The following is a 15,316-nucleotide window of genomic DNA, read 5'->3' on the forward strand; positions in this document are numbered from 1 at the left end:
TTCCCGGCCGCTCCCAAGTCGGCCGGGCCACTTCAAAGGAGAAAATATATGTTTGATGTCACCGCAAATGGCGCTTCGATCCCGGCGCTGGGTTTCGGCACGTTTCGTATTCCCGGTGCCGATGTGCTGCGCATCGTTCCCCATGCGCTGAAAGCCGGTTTCCGCCATATCGATACCGCCCAGATCTACGGCAATGAGGCCGAGGTCGGGGAAGCTATCGCTGCCTCCGGTGTGGCGCGCGGCGACGTGTTTTTGACCACCAAGGTCTGGGTCGAGAACTACAGGCATAATGCCTTCCTCGCCTCCGTGGATGAGAGCCTGAAAAAGCTGAAGACCGATTATGTCGACCTGCTGCTGCTGCATTGGCCGAACGAGGAGGTTTCGCTTGCAGAACAGATCGGCGCGCTGAACGCGGTAAAGGAAGCGGGCAAGGTGCGCCATATCGGCGTTTCCAATTTCAGCACGGCGCTGATGGCCGAGGCGGTGAAGTTGTCCAAGGCCCCGATCGTGACCAACCAGATCGAATACCACCCCTATATCGATCAGGACGTGGTTATCGCCGCGGCAAAGGCCGCCGGCATGTCGGTGACGGGTTATTACGGCATGGCCGATGGCAAGGTCTTCACCGATCCGGTACTGAAGGAAATCGCCGCAGGCCGTGGCAAGTCGGTGGCGCAGGTGGTGCTGCGCTGGCTCGTGCAGCAGCAGGGTGTCATCGCACTGTCGAAAACGGTCAGCGAAGCGCGCGTCGATGAAAATCTCGCCATCTTCGATTTCGAACTTTCGGCCGATGAAATGGCGGCGATCCGCGCGCTTGCCAGACCGGATGGCCGCATCGTTTCACCGGAAGGGCTTGCACCCGTCTGGGACAAGGCCGCCTGATAATAAGAGCCGGGGAGGGAACGCCCTTCCTGGTTTGCCCGTGCGTGGGAAATCCTCGCGCGGCAATGCTGCTCACAGCCCATGGAAACGACGCGTTTCACATCGGGTGCAGTGAAGATTTATCTGCCTGTTCTGGAAATTTGGAGCGGGCGAAGGGATTTGAACCCTCGACCCCAACCTTGGCAAGGTTGTGCTCTACCCCTGAGCTACACCCGCTCAAATCCACCGGTCCGGGGTAGTTCGCTGAACCGTGGGCCGCCAAGCGGCGACGGGTGCTATATCGCTCAATCGTTTTTGGAATGCAACAGTTTCTTTTGCGGTTTCGGTGGAAATCCGCCTGTGTGCGGATTTATCCGAAATCTGGCGGCCATCACGGGCTGACGACCAGGGAGTTTCCGCTGAAGATATTGTTTCAGCTGGCTTTTATCCCCCTGCCATGGGGTGGCGGCCGGCGGGAAGGCCAGAAAATAACCTATTTACATTTGGTTAAAATCTGATTCGACAAGTGATTCGTTCGGGTGTACAAATTCCCTGTCCACAAGAAAAATCAAAACGATATTGGGAACGATGTTTGGCATATCGTCATCGGGAGGATGAGCCTTGTCGTACGCAGCTTTTGAACGGGTTGGCGCACAATTGTCGCCGGAGCAGATCACCGATCTGCAGACTATTTTCGATGGCGTATGTTTCGAATGCTTTCAAGACCGCAGCAGCCATGTTGCCAATGAGTGCGCGGCGGTTTTGATCCGTAGCGCCCAGCGCGGCATTCTTGACCATGAGATGTTGCGCGATATCGGTCTTGCGGTTTTACGTCGGCACTGATTGCGCCATATGACAATAAAAAAGCGCCCGAGCATCTCGGGCGCTTTCGTGTGTGTTGTGGCGGGAACCGCTTCCGGCTCAGCTCTTTTCCTGAACATGCGCTTCGAGGAACCACAGCGACTTGTCGAGATCGCGCGAGGCGGCGGTGAAGATGTCCGCCGTCGTCGGGTCGCCCGCCTCGTCGGAATCGTCGATAGCCTTGCGGATCATGTTCGCGACCTCGCCATATCGCTCGATCAGTTCGTCCAGATGGTCGTGGATCTTATAGATATCGGTCGGATAGGCCTTGAGCTTCGTCGTGGAAGAGACGGATTGCAGGCTGCCGAGCGCCGTGCCGCCAAGCTGGACAACACGCTCGGCAATCGTATCGCCATGATTGTCGAGCTGGGTGCGGAAAGTGTCGAGAAGTTCATGCACGGCGATGAACTGCGGGCCCTTGAGGTTCCAGTGCGCCTGCTTGGTGATGAGAGCAAGGTCAATCACCGAGGCCAGCGATTCGTTCAGAATGCCGATCACGGTCGACTTGGCGTTGGAAGGCAGGTCGTTCTTCGTCTTGTGCGTCTTCATCGATGTCTCCTGAAGTTGCGGACGGAATGCCGCTTTGGAAAAGTCCGTCGTTTAACGTCCGGGCCTGAGGCCCTGTTCCATGCTAAGCACTGGGACAGCGAAAATCCTGCACAATCATCATGTCATTCGTAAAACAGGCAGATGCGCCGGCCGTCTATCTCATTGACGCGGATCGGCATGTCGTAGATGTCCTTGAGGACATCTGGACGGATGATCTCTTCCGCCGGCCCATGATGGCAGATGCGGCCTTCGCGCATGGCGATGATGGTGTCGGAATACCAGGAGGCGAAGTTGATGTCGTGCAGCACCAGAACCACGGTCTTCTTCAGCTCGTCAGCGGCGCGGCGCATGATCTTCATCATGCTGGAGGCGTGTTTCATGTCGAGATTGTTGAGCGGCTCGTCGAGCAGCACGTAATCTGTATCCTGGCACAGCACCATCGCCACGAAGGCGCGCTGTCGCTGGCCGCCGGAAAGCTCGTCCAGAAACCGGCCGGCAAGGGCTTCGAGATGCAGATATTCCAGCGCCCGATCGATATGGACCTTGTCCTCGATGGTCGGGCGGCCCTTGGAATAGGGGTAACGGCCGAAACCGACGAGGTCGCGCACCGTCAGGCGCGAAGAGATGTGGTTGTCCTGCCGCAATATAGAAAGCCGCTTGGCCAGCGTATCGGATGGGGTTTTCGTGACATCCAGACCGTCCACCGTCACCGTTCCGGCATCCATCGACATCAGCCTTGCGACGATGGAAAGCAGCGTCGATTTTCCAGCACCGTTCGGCCCGATGATGGAGGTGACGCCGCCTGCCGGAATGGAGACGGAGACGCCATCGACGACGAGGCTGTCGCCATAGGATTTGCTGATCTGACTGGCGATGATCATCGCGCACCCCGCTTCAGAATAAGACCGATAAAGACGATACCGCCCAGAAATTCGATGATGATCGAGAGCGCCGTATCGAAGGCGAAGACCCGCTCCAGCACCACCTGACCGCCCACGAGGCAGATCACGGCGATAAGGATCGCGGCCGGCAACACATAGGCGTGTTTGCCATTGCCGGTAAGATAATGGGCCAGCGCCGCGACCAGCAGCCCGAAGAACATGACCGGGCCGACGAGAGCGGTCGAGACGGCGACCAGCACCGAAACCAGCACGAGGATGATGGTGACCGTGCGCTTGTATTCGACCCCCAGGCTGATGGCCGTGGCGCGGCCGAGCGAGAGGACGTCGAGCGTGTGCATGAGCCTGAGCCCGATGATGGTCACCACGCCGATGATGACGGCGGAGACCGCAAGAAGCGTCGGATCGATGGAATTGAAGCTGGCGAACAGCACATCCTGCAGCACCGTATATTCATTTGGGTCCAGCACGCGCTGCATGAAACCCGAGAGGCTGCGGAAGAAGACGCCGAAGACGATGCCGACCAGCACCAGAAGATGCAGGCTGCGTTCCGCGCCGACGAAAAGCCAGCGATAGAGCAGGGCGGAAAAGGCGACGAGCAGCGCGGTCTCCGTGAGAAATTTCAGCTGCGGATCGATCAGGACGACGGTTGCCGAGCCGAAAACGAAGATCAGCCCGGTTTGCATCAGCACATAAAGCGAATCGAAACCCATGACCGAAGGGGTGAGGATGCGGTTGTTGGTGACCGTCTGGAACAGCACGGTTGAGACCGCGATGGCATAGGCCACCAGCAAGAGCGACAGAAGCTTGATGCCGCGAAACGGCAGTACGAAGCTCCAACTGCCCTTGGCGCCAAGCGTCATGAAGGCGGCCATGGAGATGAGTGCGAATACCGCAAGCACCAGCAGAACGGTTTTTGCACGCCGGTCGGGATGTCTCTCACGCATGGTGGCGTTTCCGCAGCAGGAGATAGAGGAACAGCGCGCTGCCGATGACGCCGACCACGGTTCCGATGGGTATTTCGTAAGGCGCGCGCACGGTGCGGCCGATGATGTCGCAGGAAAGCACGAAGACCGCGCCGAGCGTTGCCACCCAGGGCACTGAGCGGCGCATATTGTCACCGATCATCAGACTGACGACATTCGGCACGATCAGCCCGAGAAAGGGGATCATGCCGACGGTGACGACGACGACCGCGCTGACCAGCGAGACGATGGTGAGGCCGAGCGCCATGACGCGGCGATAGTTGAGGCCGAGATTGGTGGTGAAATCGCGACCCATGCCGGCCACGGTGAAGCGGTCTGCCGCGAGATAGGCGGCGATGGCGAAGAGGAAGCCGACCCACAGCAACTCATAACGGCCGCGAAGCACACCGGAAAAATCCCCCGTCATCCATGCGCCCAGCGATTGTAGGAGATCGAAACGATAAGCGAAGAAGGTGGTGACGGCGGAGATGACGCCGCCCAGCATGATGCCGATCAGCGGCACCAGCAGCACGTCGCGCAGCGGCACCTGCCGCAGGATACGCAGGAACAGCGCGGTGCCGGCGAGCGCAAAGACGGCGGCCACCAGCATCTTGCCGAAGATCGGCGTATCCGGCGCCAGCAGGGTGACGGTGAGCAGGCCGAGGCCGGCGGATTCGGTGGTGCCCGCCGTCGAAGGCTCCACGAAGCGGTTGCGCACCAGCATCTGCATGATGAGCCCCGCAATCGCCATCGAGCTTCCGGCCAGGATCAACGCCAGCGTGCGCGGAATGCGGCTGACCAGCAGCACGCGCAGTGCGTCCGCACTCGTGTCCGGTGCGAAAAGCGTTGTGAGCGAAACGTTGCTCACGCCGACGAACAGGCTGGTGATGGCGAGCACCAGGGCCAGAAGAAGGGCAAGGATGAGAGACAGGGATTTCACGTTGGCGGTTTTTCGAAAATGGTGAAAGCTCCCGGCGACCCCTCAGGTTACGGTGAGGCTACAAACCTCTCTCCGTCATCCTCGGTCCCCGGAACAAGCCCGAGGATGTCCTGAGGATCCGCAACCTATTGATTTTACGATACCTTGGTAGATCCTCGGGTCAAGCCCGAGGATGACGTCGAGTATGGAGCAGCCTTCAGAAGCGGATGCCTGGAGGCTTTTACGATTTCTTCTCCGAGACGGCCTTGTAGACCTGATCGAGCAGGGTGGAGAGCGCCGTATAACCGCTGCTGACGATATAGGCCGCCTGCGGATCGAGATAAACGATCTGCTTTTTCTTCCAGGCATTGGTCTGGTGCACCAGCTCGTTGTCCAGCACCTGCGCGGCTGCCTTGCCCGGATCGGTGGCGCGGCCGATGCCGGCGTCGCGGTCGATCACGAACAGCCACTCGGGATTGACCTCGGCCAGATATTCGAAGGAGACGACATCGCCACGGTCAAAACGGTCGTCGATGTCGGCTGCGACCGGCTTGAAGCCGATTTCGGTGTGCAGCCAGCCGGTGCGCGAACTGGGGCCATAAACGCCGACCTTGCCGGCATTGGTGACGAGGATCATCGCCGTGCCGGAATTGGGCGCGATTTCCTTCAGCTTGGCCACTTTTTCATCGATGGCGGCATCGAGCTTCCTGGCTTCTTCCTGCTTGCCGAAGATATCGCCGAGCTTGGTGATGTTGGCTTTGACGCTGCCGATGAATTCCTTGGAATCCACCGACATGTCGATGGCGGGCGTGATCTTCGCAACGTCCGGATATTTCGCCCGCGAACGGCCGCCGACGATGACGAGATCGGCCTCTGCCGCATTGATCGCCTCATAATCAGGCTCAAACAGCGTACCGACCTTCAGATATTTGCCGTCGGCATATTTCTGCAGATAGGTCGGCAGGTTGGAGCCGACGACACCGGCGGGCTCGACGCCGAGCGCATCGAGATTGTCGAGCGAGGGAATATCGAGAACCAGAACCTTCTTCGGCGCCGCCTTCAGCACGGTCTCGCCCTGCGCGTGCTTGATCGTCATTTCTTCGGCACTCGCCGTCATCGCGCCGAGGCTGAAGGCCGCTGCCGCCAGCAGCCGAACGGGGAAGGTGAAGTTGATGGCCAATTAATATGTCCCTTGCAATATGGTTCCGAGCCGGCGGACGTGATCCCGCCGGGTTAACTTGATGTTGGCGATCAGCTTTATTGGCAAGGTCGACGGAAATCAAAATTATGTTTTAGAACGGTTCTGAATTGCGGTGAGCGGGAAAGGGGGAGCCGCGCGTAGCAAGACTCGTTGTATCGCCGGACGTAAGACGCAGCCTAGCCACGACATCCGTCATGCGGGACTTGATCCGGCATCCAGCCGACGCGCGTCTGCGCGGCGATGAGGGTTCTTTCAGCCCAAGGACTTGGGCTGGCTGGATGCCGGATCAAGTCCGGCATGACGGGGTCTCAATAGCAGCAACAGGTAAGCAGGTTCCCCTCACTCCGGTGGCCAGTCGCCGACGATTTCGCGTCTCTCCAGTTTAAGGGAGCGGTCCGGTTGCACCCGGTAGGTTTCGATGGCTAGCCGCCCGTCGCCCATGACGAATTCATTGCTGAGCGTGCTACCGATGGGGGATTTGGTGAGTTTGGTGCGCGGCTGTCCGCCATAGGTGATGCTGCCGGGAATGGGCTCGACATCGGGGGCGGTGGTGCAGCCGGCAAGCGCCAGAACCATCATGATCGCAATCGTGCGCATGTCTTTCTCCTGCGGTTGGCGCAATTCTATCATGGGCGTGTGCGCATCACACATCCCGTTGGCGTGAATAAAAAAGGCCCCGCATCCGAAGATACAGGGCCAGTTGCCTTGGGAGGTTCTTGGTTCTCAGTCCTCGTTGGCGGCAAGCTGCGTCAGCACCTCGCCACGGCCGCGGATACGCATGATGAGCGGGATGATGAAGGCGGCGGCTGCCACAATGAAGAGGCCAACGGCAATCGGCGAGGTGAACAGCACCGTCGGGTCGCCCTGGCCGATGGCGAGCGCGCGGCGCAGCTGCTGCTCGGCGAGCGGACCGAGGATGAGGCCGACGACCGCAGGCGCAATCGGATAACCGAAGATGCGCATGATATAGCCGAGGATACCGAAGGCGAGCAGCATGCCGAGTTCGAAGACCGACGGGTTGGCGCCGATGGTGCCGAGCGTCGCAAACAGCAGGATGCCCGCATAAAGCCAGGGCTTCGGAATGGTCAGCAGCTTCACCCACAGGCCGACGAGCGGCAGGTTCAGAACCAGCAGCATCAGGTTGGCGATGAACAGGCTGGCGATCAGGCCCCAGACGAGCTGCGGATTGGTGGCAAACAGCAGCGGGCCGGGCTGAAGGCCATATTGCTGGAAGCCGGCGAGCATGATGGCGGCGGTCGCCGTCGTGGGCAGGCCGAGCGTCAAGAGCGGCACCAGCGTACCGGCGGCGGAGGCATTGTTGGCGGCTTCCGGACCGGCCACACCTTCAATGGCGCCATGGCCGAATTCTTCCGGATATTTGGTCAGCTTCTTTTCGGTGGCGTAGGACAGGAAGGTGCCGATTTCAGCGCCGCCCGCCGGCATGGCGCCGATGGGGAAGCCGATGAGCGTGCCGCGCAGCCAGGCTTTCCACGAGCGTGCCCAGTCCTGCGCGCTCATCCAGACGGAGCCTTTCACGGCTTCGACCTTGTCCGGGCCGGTGCTGCCTTGGGCGACGATGAACAGGGTTTCGCCGATGGCGAACATGGCGACCGCAAGCGTCGTCACCTCCACACCGTCGAGGAGGTCGGGAATGCCGAAGCTCATGCGGGTCTGGCCGGTCAGCTGGTCGATGCCGACGATGGCAAGCGCGAAGCCGATGAACAGCGAGGTGAGGCCGCGCAGCGCCGAATCCCCGAAAGCGGAGGAAACGGTGACGAAGGCGAGCACCATCAGCGCGAAATATTCACGCGGGCCGAAGACCAGCGCCAGCTTGACGATATAGGGCGCGATGAAGGCGAGTGCGATGGTGGCGATGAGGCCGGCGACGAAGGAGCCGATGGCGGCGGTGGCCAGCGCCGGACCGCCTCTGCCCTTGCGGGCCATCTTGTTGCCTTCAAGCGCGGTCACGATCGAGGCGCTTTCGCCCGGCGTGTTGAGCAGGATCGAGGTGGTCGATCCGCCATACATGCCGCCATAATAGATGCCGGCGAACATGATGAGCGAACCGGCGGGATCGAGCCTGTAGGTAACGGGCAGAAGCAGCGCCACGGTCAGCGCAGGCCCGATGCCGGGCAGAACGCCGACGGCGGTGCCGAGTGTCACGCCGATCAGCGCATAGAGCAGGTTCATGGGTTGGGCGGCAACCTCAAGACCGTGCAGCAGGAATTCAAAGGTACTCATGGACAGATGTCCCCCAAGTGGACCCGATGGGCGGGCGGAACGGCTGGCATATGCGTCATTGCGCGCCTGCGGTTTCCTGTGATCTCAAATTTTGGTCGGAATGGCTGTTAGAACAACAGCCGTTCCAGAGGCCCGGCGGGTAGCGAAAGCTGCAGCAGCCGCGCGAAGATGAACCAGATGAAGAAGCTCAGGGCGATGCCGATGGGGATCGAATACCAGAGCTTGCGTTTGCCGAAGGCGCGCGCCGTAAAGGCGAAAAGCAGGCCGGTGGCAATGGAGAAACCCGCGACGTTGAGCAGCAACATCTGCGCGGCAAGGCCGGCGACGACCCAGATAACCGGGGCGATTTCCTGTTTGTCGCGTTCGGGAAAATCACCGCGCCAGGCCTCGATGGCCGTCCACAACGCCAGGCCGATAAGACAGAAGCCGATGGCATAAGGCACCGTTGCCGGGCCGACCGGCGAATAACCGGTGACGCTGGCGAGGCGGGCGCTGTCCCAGAAGATCACGCAGGCGATGATGACGAGGAAGATGGCGATCACCAGCGCCGCCCAGTCAGGGCGGCGCTTTTGATGCTGCGAAGGGTTGGAACCCTGGCTCATTTTACCAGTCCGATGTCTTTGAGGATGGCGGCGGTGGCGTCGGTATCCTTGGCGAGCTGCGCCTTGAATTCGTCACCGGCGAGATAGGTGTCCATCCAGCTCTTGGTCTTCAGGGTTTCCTGCCACTTGGCGGACTTCACCAGCTTTTCGATGTCGGCATTGACGGCCTTTTCCTGCTCCGGCGTCAGGCCGGGAGGAGCGGCGACCATGCGCCAGTTCTGGACGACGACATCAAGGCCGCTTTCTTTCAGCGTCGGCGCATCGACGCCTTCCAGCTTCTCTTCGCTGGAAACTGCGAGCAGGCGCAGCGTGCCGGCCTTTACCTGGCTCTCGAATTCGCCGTAGCTGGAAATACCGGCAGTTACCTGCGAACCGAGGATCGAGGCAAGCGCTTCGCCGCCGCCGGAATAAGCGATGTAGTTGATCTTGGTCGGATCGACGCCGGCTGCCTTGGCGATCAGACCAACGGCGATATGGTCGGTGCCGCCGGCGGAGCCGCCGCCCCAGGAAACGCTGCCCGGATCCTTCTTGAGCTGGTCGATGAGGTCGCCGATGGTCTTCAGCGGCGAGGATGCCGGAACGACGATGGCTTCATATTCGCCGGTCAGACGGGCGATCGGCGTCACTTCCTTGAGGGTGACGGGCGCGTTGTTGGTGAGGATCGCGCCGACCATGACGTAACCGCCGACGATGAGGGCGTTCGGGTTGCCCTTCTGCTGGCTGGCGAACTGCGCAAGACCGATGGTGCCGCCGGCGCCCGGTACGTTCTGCACCTGAACGCTCTTGGAAATGCCTTCTTCCTGCAGCACGGTCTGCAGGGAGCGCGCGGTCTGGTCCCAGCCGCCGCCGGGATTTGCCGGGGCGATGATGGTGTAATCCGCTGCAACCGCCGGAAGCGCGATCACGCCCGCCAGGAATGTGCCGATAAGAAAATGCTTCACTTGGAAAACCCTCCTCAGGATGCCCTTTTTGGGCGTCGTTTTTCGTTTATGCGGGGGCTTTTCGGACGCGTCTGCGCCGGCGCTGAATGCTCAGCGTGGGGCCTTGGCAATCCTGGATTTCCTCCCGCATCTTCTTCCGCCTCCACGGAATGAAGAAGAATTGCAGAGCATCACAGAAAGCTGTCATCTAACTGACGCTACGCAAGTCCTTGCGCATTTACTCTCTATTAATTTGTATCGGACGTCTACTGTGGCGTGTGGGACGGCGCTTTTAAAGCTTGCAGCTCCCTCCCTGTGGATGGTGGGGCGCTTAAACCTACTGCGACCGCAACGCCTCGTTCCAGCGCTCGATCAGGCGGCTGCGTTTGACCTGATCCAGATAGACCATCAGGCCGGGACTGACGGGCACGGGGCGCAATTGTGCGCCGTGGATGGCCTGCATGGTGTTGGCGGTGTTTTCCCCCGCCACTTCCGGGCTGACGGCGGGGATCTGCAACTGCCGGGCCATGATCGTCTGGCCCTCCTTCGACATGAAGAATTCCAGATAACGGCGGCCGAGCGCCGGGTTGGCGGCGGCTTCCGGCACCAGACCGATGCGCGACATGACGACGGTATAATCTTTCGGCAGCACGATGCCGACATCGGGGTGGCGCGAGGCCCAGTCCGCCGCATAGGAGCCGAGAATATTGTAGCCCAGCACGAAGCGCCCGTCGGAGACGCGCTCCAGAATGGCCGAGGAGGTGGAATAGACCTTCACGCCCGCCGCACCCATGGCCTTGATGACGTTCCATATATCGCCGAACTGCTCCTGATCGCGCGACATGAACAGGAAACCGACGCCGGAGCGTTCTATGTCGTAGGTGGCGATGCGGCCATGCACTTGCTTGGCGTGGCGCTCGAGATAATCGACGAATTCGGCGCGGCTGGCTGGCGGTTCTTCGGTGGTGAAGCTCGGTTTGTGATAGACGAAAACCGCCGGCTCGAAGGTCAGCGCATAGGCGGTGTTGCGCCAGTTCGCCCAGGCGGGCCAGCGGGCGCTCATGGCGAGGTCAGAACGCTGGGCATAACCGTCATTGCTCAGCTTCACCTGCAGATCCATGGCGGAGGAAAAGGCGAAATCGGCGGTCTTTTTGCCGGCGTCGGTTTCCTTCACGATGCGGTCGTAAATCTCGCCGGTCAGCATATCCTCATAATGGACGGCGATATCGGGATTGGCCTTCTGGAAACCCTCGATCATCGGCGTCGCCAGCGGTTCATCCAGCGAGGAATAGACCACCAGCGTCTCGGCATCCGCCTTGCCGGAGGGTGCCGGAAAGATGGCGACTTGCGCAAGGGCGGGCGAGGCCATGCAAAGACAGAGACAGAGGAAAAGGCAGATACGCATGGAAAAGATCATGCAGCAGGCGCTGGCCATTCACAAGCGGTAAGGGTCTGGTTAAACTCGGCAATGCTGTGGGAGGGAAGATTTGCGTATTTTGCTGGTCGAAGACAATCAGGTGCTGTCGGAGGGGCTGTCGGCGCTTCTGCGCGGCAGCGGTTATGCGGTGGATGTGGTTTCCGATGGTGCGTCCGCCGATGCGGCGATTGCCGCTGAAAGTTTCGATCTGGTCATTCTCGATCTCAACCTGCCGGAAATGGACGGTATCGAGGTGCTGCGCTCCATGCGTTCGCGCCAGGACAAGGCGGCGGTGCTGATCCTGACGGCGCGCGGCACGCCGGAAGAAAAGGTCAAGGGGCTCGATCTCGGCGCTGACGACTACATGATCAAGCCTTTCGATATCACCGAATTCGAGGCGAGGGTGCGGGTGCTGCTGCGCCGCAATGCCGGGCTGCGCTCCTCGGCGCTGAGTTTCGGCAAGGTGCTGTTCGATCTCAATTCCCGCACCTTTTCGGCGGATGGACGTCCGCTCGATATTCCGGCGCGCGAGGTGGCGCTGCTCGAAGTGCTGTTCATGCGGGCCGGCAAGGTCGTCGCCAAGGAGGCCATCGTGCAGTCGCTGACCGGCTTCGATGACGATATTTCCGCCAATGCCATCGAGCAATATGTCAGCCGCCTGCGCAAGCGACTCGCGCCGCACGGGTTGACGGTAAAGACGGCGCGCGGCATCGGTTATTATCTCGAAAAGCTGCCGGAGATGGCTGAATGAGACAGGCCGCCTATTCGCTCAGGCGGCGACTTTTAGGCTGGCTTCTCATCTCCACCGCCATTATCGGCTGCGTTGCGCTGACCGATACCTGGCGTGAGGCGGTCAATACCGCCAATGTCGTCTCCGACCGGGTACTATCAGGTTCCGCGCTTGCCATTGCCGAGCGGGTGGTGGTGGCAGAAGACGGCTCGCTGGAAGTCGATATTCCCTATGTTGCGCTGGAAATGCTGACATCGGCCGCACAGGACCGGGTGTTTTACCGTGTCGACGGGCCGAACGGGCAATTCCTGACCGGCTACCAGAACCTGCCGACGGTGGAGAACCCGGCGGGCGATATCCCTGCCTATCGCGATGCCGTATTCCGCGACGAGCCGATCCGCATCGCTGCGATCAGGCGTTTCGCTTCCACGGGCATCAATTCCGTGCCCTTTTCCGTAACGGTTGCCGAAACCACCATTGCCCGCAGCCAGCTGGCGCAGGCGATCATCCTGCGCTCGGCGCTGCGCCTGCTGTTGATGATTGTGGGGGCGGCGATCATCGTCTGGATCGCGGTGACGATTTCGCTCAGGCCGCTTTACCGGCTCAGCGAAGCGATTGCCGAGCGCAGCCCGAACGACCTGCACCCCATCCGCCAATCCGTGCCGGTGGAGGTGGAAAATCTGGTGGAAACGGTCAATTCCTTCATGGTGCGGCTGCAATCGGCGCTCGACGCGCTCCGGCATTTCACCGGCAATGCCAGCCACCAGCTGCGTACGCCGCTTGCCATCATCAGCACCCAGCTCGCCCTTTCCGCCCGCGCCGCAAGCCTTGAGGAAGCGCAGGCGGCGGCGCTGAAGGGCGGGGCGTCCGTGGCCCATGCCGAACATATCCTCGCCCAGCTGCTGCGCATGGCCAATATCGATGCCGCCGGCTCCAGCGAAAAACATGATTTTTCCGCAATCGATCTCGTGGCCGTTGCGCAGAATGTGACGGCCGATTTCGTGCCGCGTGCGGCCGAAGCCGGCATCGATCTCGGTTTCGAAGGCGAGGGGGAGGTCGCCATTCTAGCCGAGCCGCTCCTGATCGGCGAACTGGTCGGCAATCTCGTTTCCAATGCCATCAACTATGCCGGTCGTGGCGCGGAAGTCACCGTCCGCGTCGGCAAGGAGACGGACGCCGTCTGGCTGGAAGTGGAAGATAACGGCCCCGGCATCCCCCCGGAAAAACGCGCCATGGTGCGCCAGCGCTTTGCCCGCGGCGAAGCCAACGCCGCCCCCGGCGCCGGCCTCGGCCTCGCCATCATCGAAGAGATCGCCGGGCTGTTCGGCGGGCGGCTGACACTGGAGGATGGCGCGGAGGGGCGTGGGCTGAGGGCGCGGGTGATGTTTGGTGGCGTGGAAAAGGCGCCGTAGCCCGCCGGGTTTATCAGGCGGCTGTGTCTGCAGGCGATTTCGCCACCAGCGAGAGCCTGTAGCCCAGCGCGTCGGCGACCTTGGCAATCGTCGCCAGTTCGGGATTTCCCTCGCCGCTCAGCGCCTTGTACAAGGTCTGGCGGGGAAGGCCGGTTTGCCTCGAAAGGTCAGTCATGCCCTTGGCCCGCGCCACGACGCCCAGCGCATGGGCAAGCTCCTGTGCGTCGCCGCTTTCTGTGGCGTCGGCGATGTAAGCGGCAAGCGCTTCGTCACTATCAAGGTAGCGGGCAGCATCGTAATCGCGTGTCACAAGTGGCATGGTCTCACTCCTTGAGCGCTCTGGCCAGTTTCTTGGCTCTGGCGATGTCGCGGGACTGCGATGCCTTGTCGCCGCCACACAGCAATATGATGACGACATCGCCGTGCCGGACAAAATAGACCCGATATCCGGGTCCAAGGTCTATCCTGAGTTCGCTGACGCCTTCGCCAACCGGTTTCACGTCTCCGGGATTGCCGTCCGCCAGCCGGTAAATGCGCCGTGCTATGCGGGCGCGTGCCTGCACATCGCGCAGACCCGCCAGCCAGTCGGCAAACTCGCTTGTTTCCCGGATCGTGAGCATGGCGCAATGTAAACTGTAGTTGTCATTTCGTCAATGACGAAGGGTTCACCCCATCCGCTCGGAAGCATAACTTCCCGGGCTTGGCGGGAAGACGACGGTGCGGTTGCCGTTGATGAAGGTGCGGTGGTGGATATGGGCGTGGATGGCGCGGGCCAGCACCTGGCTTTCGACATCGCGGCCAAGCGAGACATAGTCGTCGGCGCTCTGCGCATGGGTGATGCGCACCGTGTCCTGCTCGATGATCGGGCCTTCGTCGAGATCGGCGGTGACGTAATGGGCCGTGGCACCGATCAGCTTCACACCGCGCTCATAGGCCTGCTTGTAGGGGTTGGCGCCCTTGAAGCTCGGCAGGAAGGAATGGTGGATGTTGATGATTTTGCCAGACATCTTCCGACACATGTCGTCGGACAGAACCTGCATGTAGCGCGCCAGCACGACGAGTTCCGTGCCGCTGGTCTCGATCAGGTCCATTAGCTGAGCTTCGGCTTTGGGTTTATTCTCCTTCGTCACCTTGATGTGGTGGAAGGGAATGTCGTGGTTGACGACGACCTTCTGGTAATCGAAATGGTTGGAGACGACGCCGACGATGTCGATCGGCAATGCGCCGATCTTCCAGCGATAGAGCAGGTCGTTGAGGCAATGGCCGAAACGGGAGACCATCAACAGCGTCTTCATGCGCTGGCCGTCCGGATAGATATCCGCCTCCATACCGAATTTTTCCGCCACCGGCTTGAAGCCGTCGGTGATGGCCTCAAGGGTGGCGCCTTCTTCGGAGATGAAGGAGACGCGCATGAAGAACTTGCCGGTCTCGAGGTCGTCGAACTGCGAACTGTCGACGATGTTGCAGCCTTTTTCCGCCAGATAACCGGAAATCGCAGCCACAATGCCACGGGTCGATTTGCAGGCTACGGTCAGAACATAGGATGTCATTCGTTTTCCCTCAAAGACGTCGCGCCGGCATCAACCGGCGCAGTTTGGCGCGTTCCATAGCGCAGCTCCGCGGCGGAGCAAAGCGTCAAGACGAACGCAGCCAAAGTCATAGGGCGGGAAAGGGCAGCGCGCCGTGCCGGAAGCGACATGGAATGTTCCATGGCCAGCACCGTTTGGGCCAGTACGGCG

Annotated in this window: 17 protein-coding genes and 1 tRNA gene; 4 read left to right on the forward strand and 14 right to left on the reverse strand. The window is 60.8% G+C overall.

Annotated elements, in window-relative coordinates; translation table 11 throughout:
* Positions 1–48 precede the first annotated feature (48 nt).
* Entirely contained in the window at positions 49–882 is an 834-nt protein-coding gene (locus BTE54_RS04745; protein ID WP_078051659.1) for an aldo/keto reductase, read from the forward strand.
* A gap of 141 nt (positions 883–1,023) precedes the next feature.
* On the opposite strand, the gene BTE54_RS04750 is transcribed toward BTE54_RS04745, so the two are convergent.
* Positions 1,024–1,098 (reverse strand) — tRNA-Gly (locus BTE54_RS04750).
* A 384-nt stretch (positions 1,099–1,482) separates the two neighbouring features.
* On the opposite strand from BTE54_RS04750, the gene BTE54_RS04755 reads away from it, so the two are divergent.
* A complete protein-coding gene (locus tag BTE54_RS04755) occupies positions 1,483–1,704 on the forward strand; it encodes a hypothetical protein (protein ID WP_003522612.1) in 222 nt (73 codons plus the stop codon).
* Between the two features lie 78 nt (positions 1,705–1,782).
* On the opposite strand, the gene dps is transcribed toward BTE54_RS04755, so the two are convergent.
* The 10 genes from dps to BTE54_RS04805 form a co-directional block, all read right to left on the reverse strand.
* The gene (gene dps / locus BTE54_RS04760) at positions 1,783–2,271 is read right to left on the reverse strand and encodes a DNA starvation/stationary phase protection protein Dps (protein ID WP_003522611.1); all 489 of its coding nucleotides are present in this window, start codon (positions 2,269–2,271) and stop codon (positions 1,783–1,785) included.
* A 122-nt stretch (positions 2,272–2,393) separates the two neighbouring features.
* Positions 2,394–3,152, reverse strand: coding sequence for an ABC transporter ATP-binding protein (locus tag BTE54_RS04765; protein WP_078051660.1), 759 nt, complete (start codon positions 3,150–3,152; stop codon positions 2,394–2,396).
* Positions 3,149–4,117, reverse strand: coding sequence for an iron chelate uptake ABC transporter family permease subunit (locus tag BTE54_RS04770; protein ID WP_078051661.1), 969 nt, complete (start codon positions 4,115–4,117; stop codon positions 3,149–3,151). The genes BTE54_RS04765 and BTE54_RS04770 overlap by 4 nt, the downstream gene beginning before the upstream one ends.
* A complete protein-coding gene (locus tag BTE54_RS04775) occupies positions 4,110–5,075 on the reverse strand; it encodes an ABC transporter permease (protein ID WP_065655558.1) in 966 nt (321 codons plus the stop codon). Before BTE54_RS04775 ends, BTE54_RS04770 begins: the two co-directional genes overlap by 8 nt.
* A gap of 220 nt (positions 5,076–5,295) precedes the next feature.
* Positions 5,296–6,234: a siderophore ABC transporter substrate-binding protein gene (locus BTE54_RS04780; RefSeq protein WP_078051662.1), complete on the reverse strand. Its 939-nt coding sequence runs from the start codon at positions 6,232–6,234 to the stop codon at positions 5,296–5,298.
* Positions 6,235–6,594: 360 nt separating this feature from the next.
* Positions 6,595–6,852, reverse strand: coding sequence for a hypothetical protein (locus BTE54_RS04785; protein WP_020809147.1), 258 nt, complete (start codon positions 6,850–6,852; stop codon positions 6,595–6,597).
* A 126-nt stretch (positions 6,853–6,978) separates the two neighbouring features.
* Positions 6,979–8,496, reverse strand: a complete 1,518-nt coding sequence (locus BTE54_RS04790; protein ID WP_020809148.1) for a tripartite tricarboxylate transporter permease — start codon at positions 8,494–8,496, stop codon at positions 6,979–6,981.
* 107 nt (positions 8,497–8,603) lie between these two features.
* Positions 8,604–9,098: a tripartite tricarboxylate transporter TctB family protein gene (locus tag BTE54_RS04795; protein WP_078051663.1), complete on the reverse strand. Its 495-nt coding sequence runs from the start codon at positions 9,096–9,098 to the stop codon at positions 8,604–8,606.
* On the reverse strand, positions 9,095–10,039 hold the full coding sequence (locus BTE54_RS04800) for a tripartite tricarboxylate transporter substrate binding protein (protein WP_078051664.1): 945 nt from the start codon (positions 10,037–10,039) through the stop codon (positions 9,095–9,097). The genes BTE54_RS04795 and BTE54_RS04800 overlap by 4 nt, the downstream gene beginning before the upstream one ends.
* Positions 10,040–10,355: 316 nt before the next feature.
* Positions 10,356–11,423 carry an ABC transporter substrate-binding protein gene (locus tag BTE54_RS04805; protein ID WP_245316564.1) on the reverse strand — a complete coding sequence of 356 codons (1,068 nt, stop codon included), beginning with the start codon at positions 11,421–11,423 and terminating at the stop codon, positions 10,356–10,358.
* 82 nt (positions 11,424–11,505) lie between these two features.
* On the opposite strand from BTE54_RS04805, the gene BTE54_RS04810 reads away from it, so the two are divergent.
* Positions 11,506–12,186, forward strand: coding sequence for a response regulator transcription factor (locus BTE54_RS04810; protein ID WP_003491888.1), 681 nt, complete (start codon positions 11,506–11,508; stop codon positions 12,184–12,186).
* The gene (locus BTE54_RS04815; RefSeq protein WP_078051665.1) at positions 12,183–13,577 is read left to right on the forward strand and encodes a sensor histidine kinase; all 1,395 of its coding nucleotides are present in this window, start codon (positions 12,183–12,185) and stop codon (positions 13,575–13,577) included. The genes BTE54_RS04810 and BTE54_RS04815 overlap by 4 nt, the downstream gene beginning before the upstream one ends.
* Positions 13,578–13,590: 13 nt before the next feature.
* Here BTE54_RS04815 and BTE54_RS04820 read toward each other — a convergent pair whose 3' ends face one another.
* The 3 genes from BTE54_RS04820 to purU are packed head-to-tail and all read right to left on the reverse strand — an operon-like array spanning position 13,591 to position 15,127.
* Entirely contained in the window at positions 13,591–13,896 is a 306-nt protein-coding gene (locus BTE54_RS04820; protein WP_026363923.1) for an addiction module antidote protein, read from the reverse strand.
* Between the two features lie 4 nt (positions 13,897–13,900).
* Positions 13,901–14,197 (reverse strand): type II toxin-antitoxin system RelE/ParE family toxin, encoded by a 297-nt coding sequence (locus BTE54_RS04825; RefSeq protein WP_035263680.1) that lies wholly within the window; start codon positions 14,195–14,197, stop codon positions 13,901–13,903.
* Between the two features lie 45 nt (positions 14,198–14,242).
* A complete protein-coding gene (gene purU / locus BTE54_RS04830; RefSeq protein ID WP_065655552.1) occupies positions 14,243–15,127 on the reverse strand; it encodes a formyltetrahydrofolate deformylase in 885 nt (294 codons plus the stop codon).
* Positions 15,128–15,316 lie beyond the last annotated feature (189 nt).

The organism is Agrobacterium sp. YIC 4121 (genome assembly GCF_002008205.1).
Classification (GTDB): domain Bacteria; phylum Pseudomonadota; class Alphaproteobacteria; order Rhizobiales; family Rhizobiaceae; genus Agrobacterium; species Agrobacterium leguminum.

Excerpts from the sequence above, each read along its gene's own strand:
- BTE54_RS04795 (WP_078051663.1), bottom strand. The coding sequence starts at position 9,098 with ATGAGCCAGGGTTCCAACCCTTCGCAGCATCAAAAGCGCCGCCCTGAC.
- dps (WP_003522611.1), bottom strand. The coding sequence starts at position 2,271 with ATGAAGACGCACAAGACGAAGAACGACCTGCCTTCCAACGCCAAGTCG.
- BTE54_RS04770 (WP_078051661.1), bottom strand. The coding sequence starts at position 4,117 with ATGCGTGAGAGACATCCCGACCGGCGTGCAAAAACCGTTCTGCTGGTG.
- BTE54_RS04765 (WP_078051660.1), bottom strand. The coding sequence starts at position 3,152 with ATGATCATCGCCAGTCAGATCAGCAAATCCTATGGCGACAGCCTCGTC.
- BTE54_RS04805 (WP_245316564.1), bottom strand. The coding sequence starts at position 11,423 with ATGCGTATCTGCCTTTTCCTCTGTCTCTGTCTTTGCATGGCCTCGCCC.
- purU (WP_065655552.1), bottom strand. The coding sequence starts at position 15,127 with ATGACATCCTATGTTCTGACCGTAGCCTGCAAATCGACCCGTGGCATT.
- BTE54_RS04790 (WP_020809148.1), bottom strand. The coding sequence starts at position 8,496 with ATGAGTACCTTTGAATTCCTGCTGCACGGTCTTGAGGTTGCCGCCCAA.
- BTE54_RS04785 (WP_020809147.1), bottom strand. The coding sequence starts at position 6,852 with ATGCGCACGATTGCGATCATGATGGTTCTGGCGCTTGCCGGCTGCACC.
- BTE54_RS04745 (WP_078051659.1), top strand. The coding sequence starts at position 49 with ATGTTTGATGTCACCGCAAATGGCGCTTCGATCCCGGCGCTGGGTTTC.
- BTE54_RS04815 (WP_078051665.1), top strand. The coding sequence starts at position 12,183 with ATGAGACAGGCCGCCTATTCGCTCAGGCGGCGACTTTTAGGCTGGCTT.
- BTE54_RS04820 (WP_026363923.1), bottom strand. The coding sequence starts at position 13,896 with ATGCCACTTGTGACACGCGATTACGATGCTGCCCGCTACCTTGATAGT.
- BTE54_RS04825 (WP_035263680.1), bottom strand. The coding sequence starts at position 14,197 with ATGCTCACGATCCGGGAAACAAGCGAGTTTGCCGACTGGCTGGCGGGT.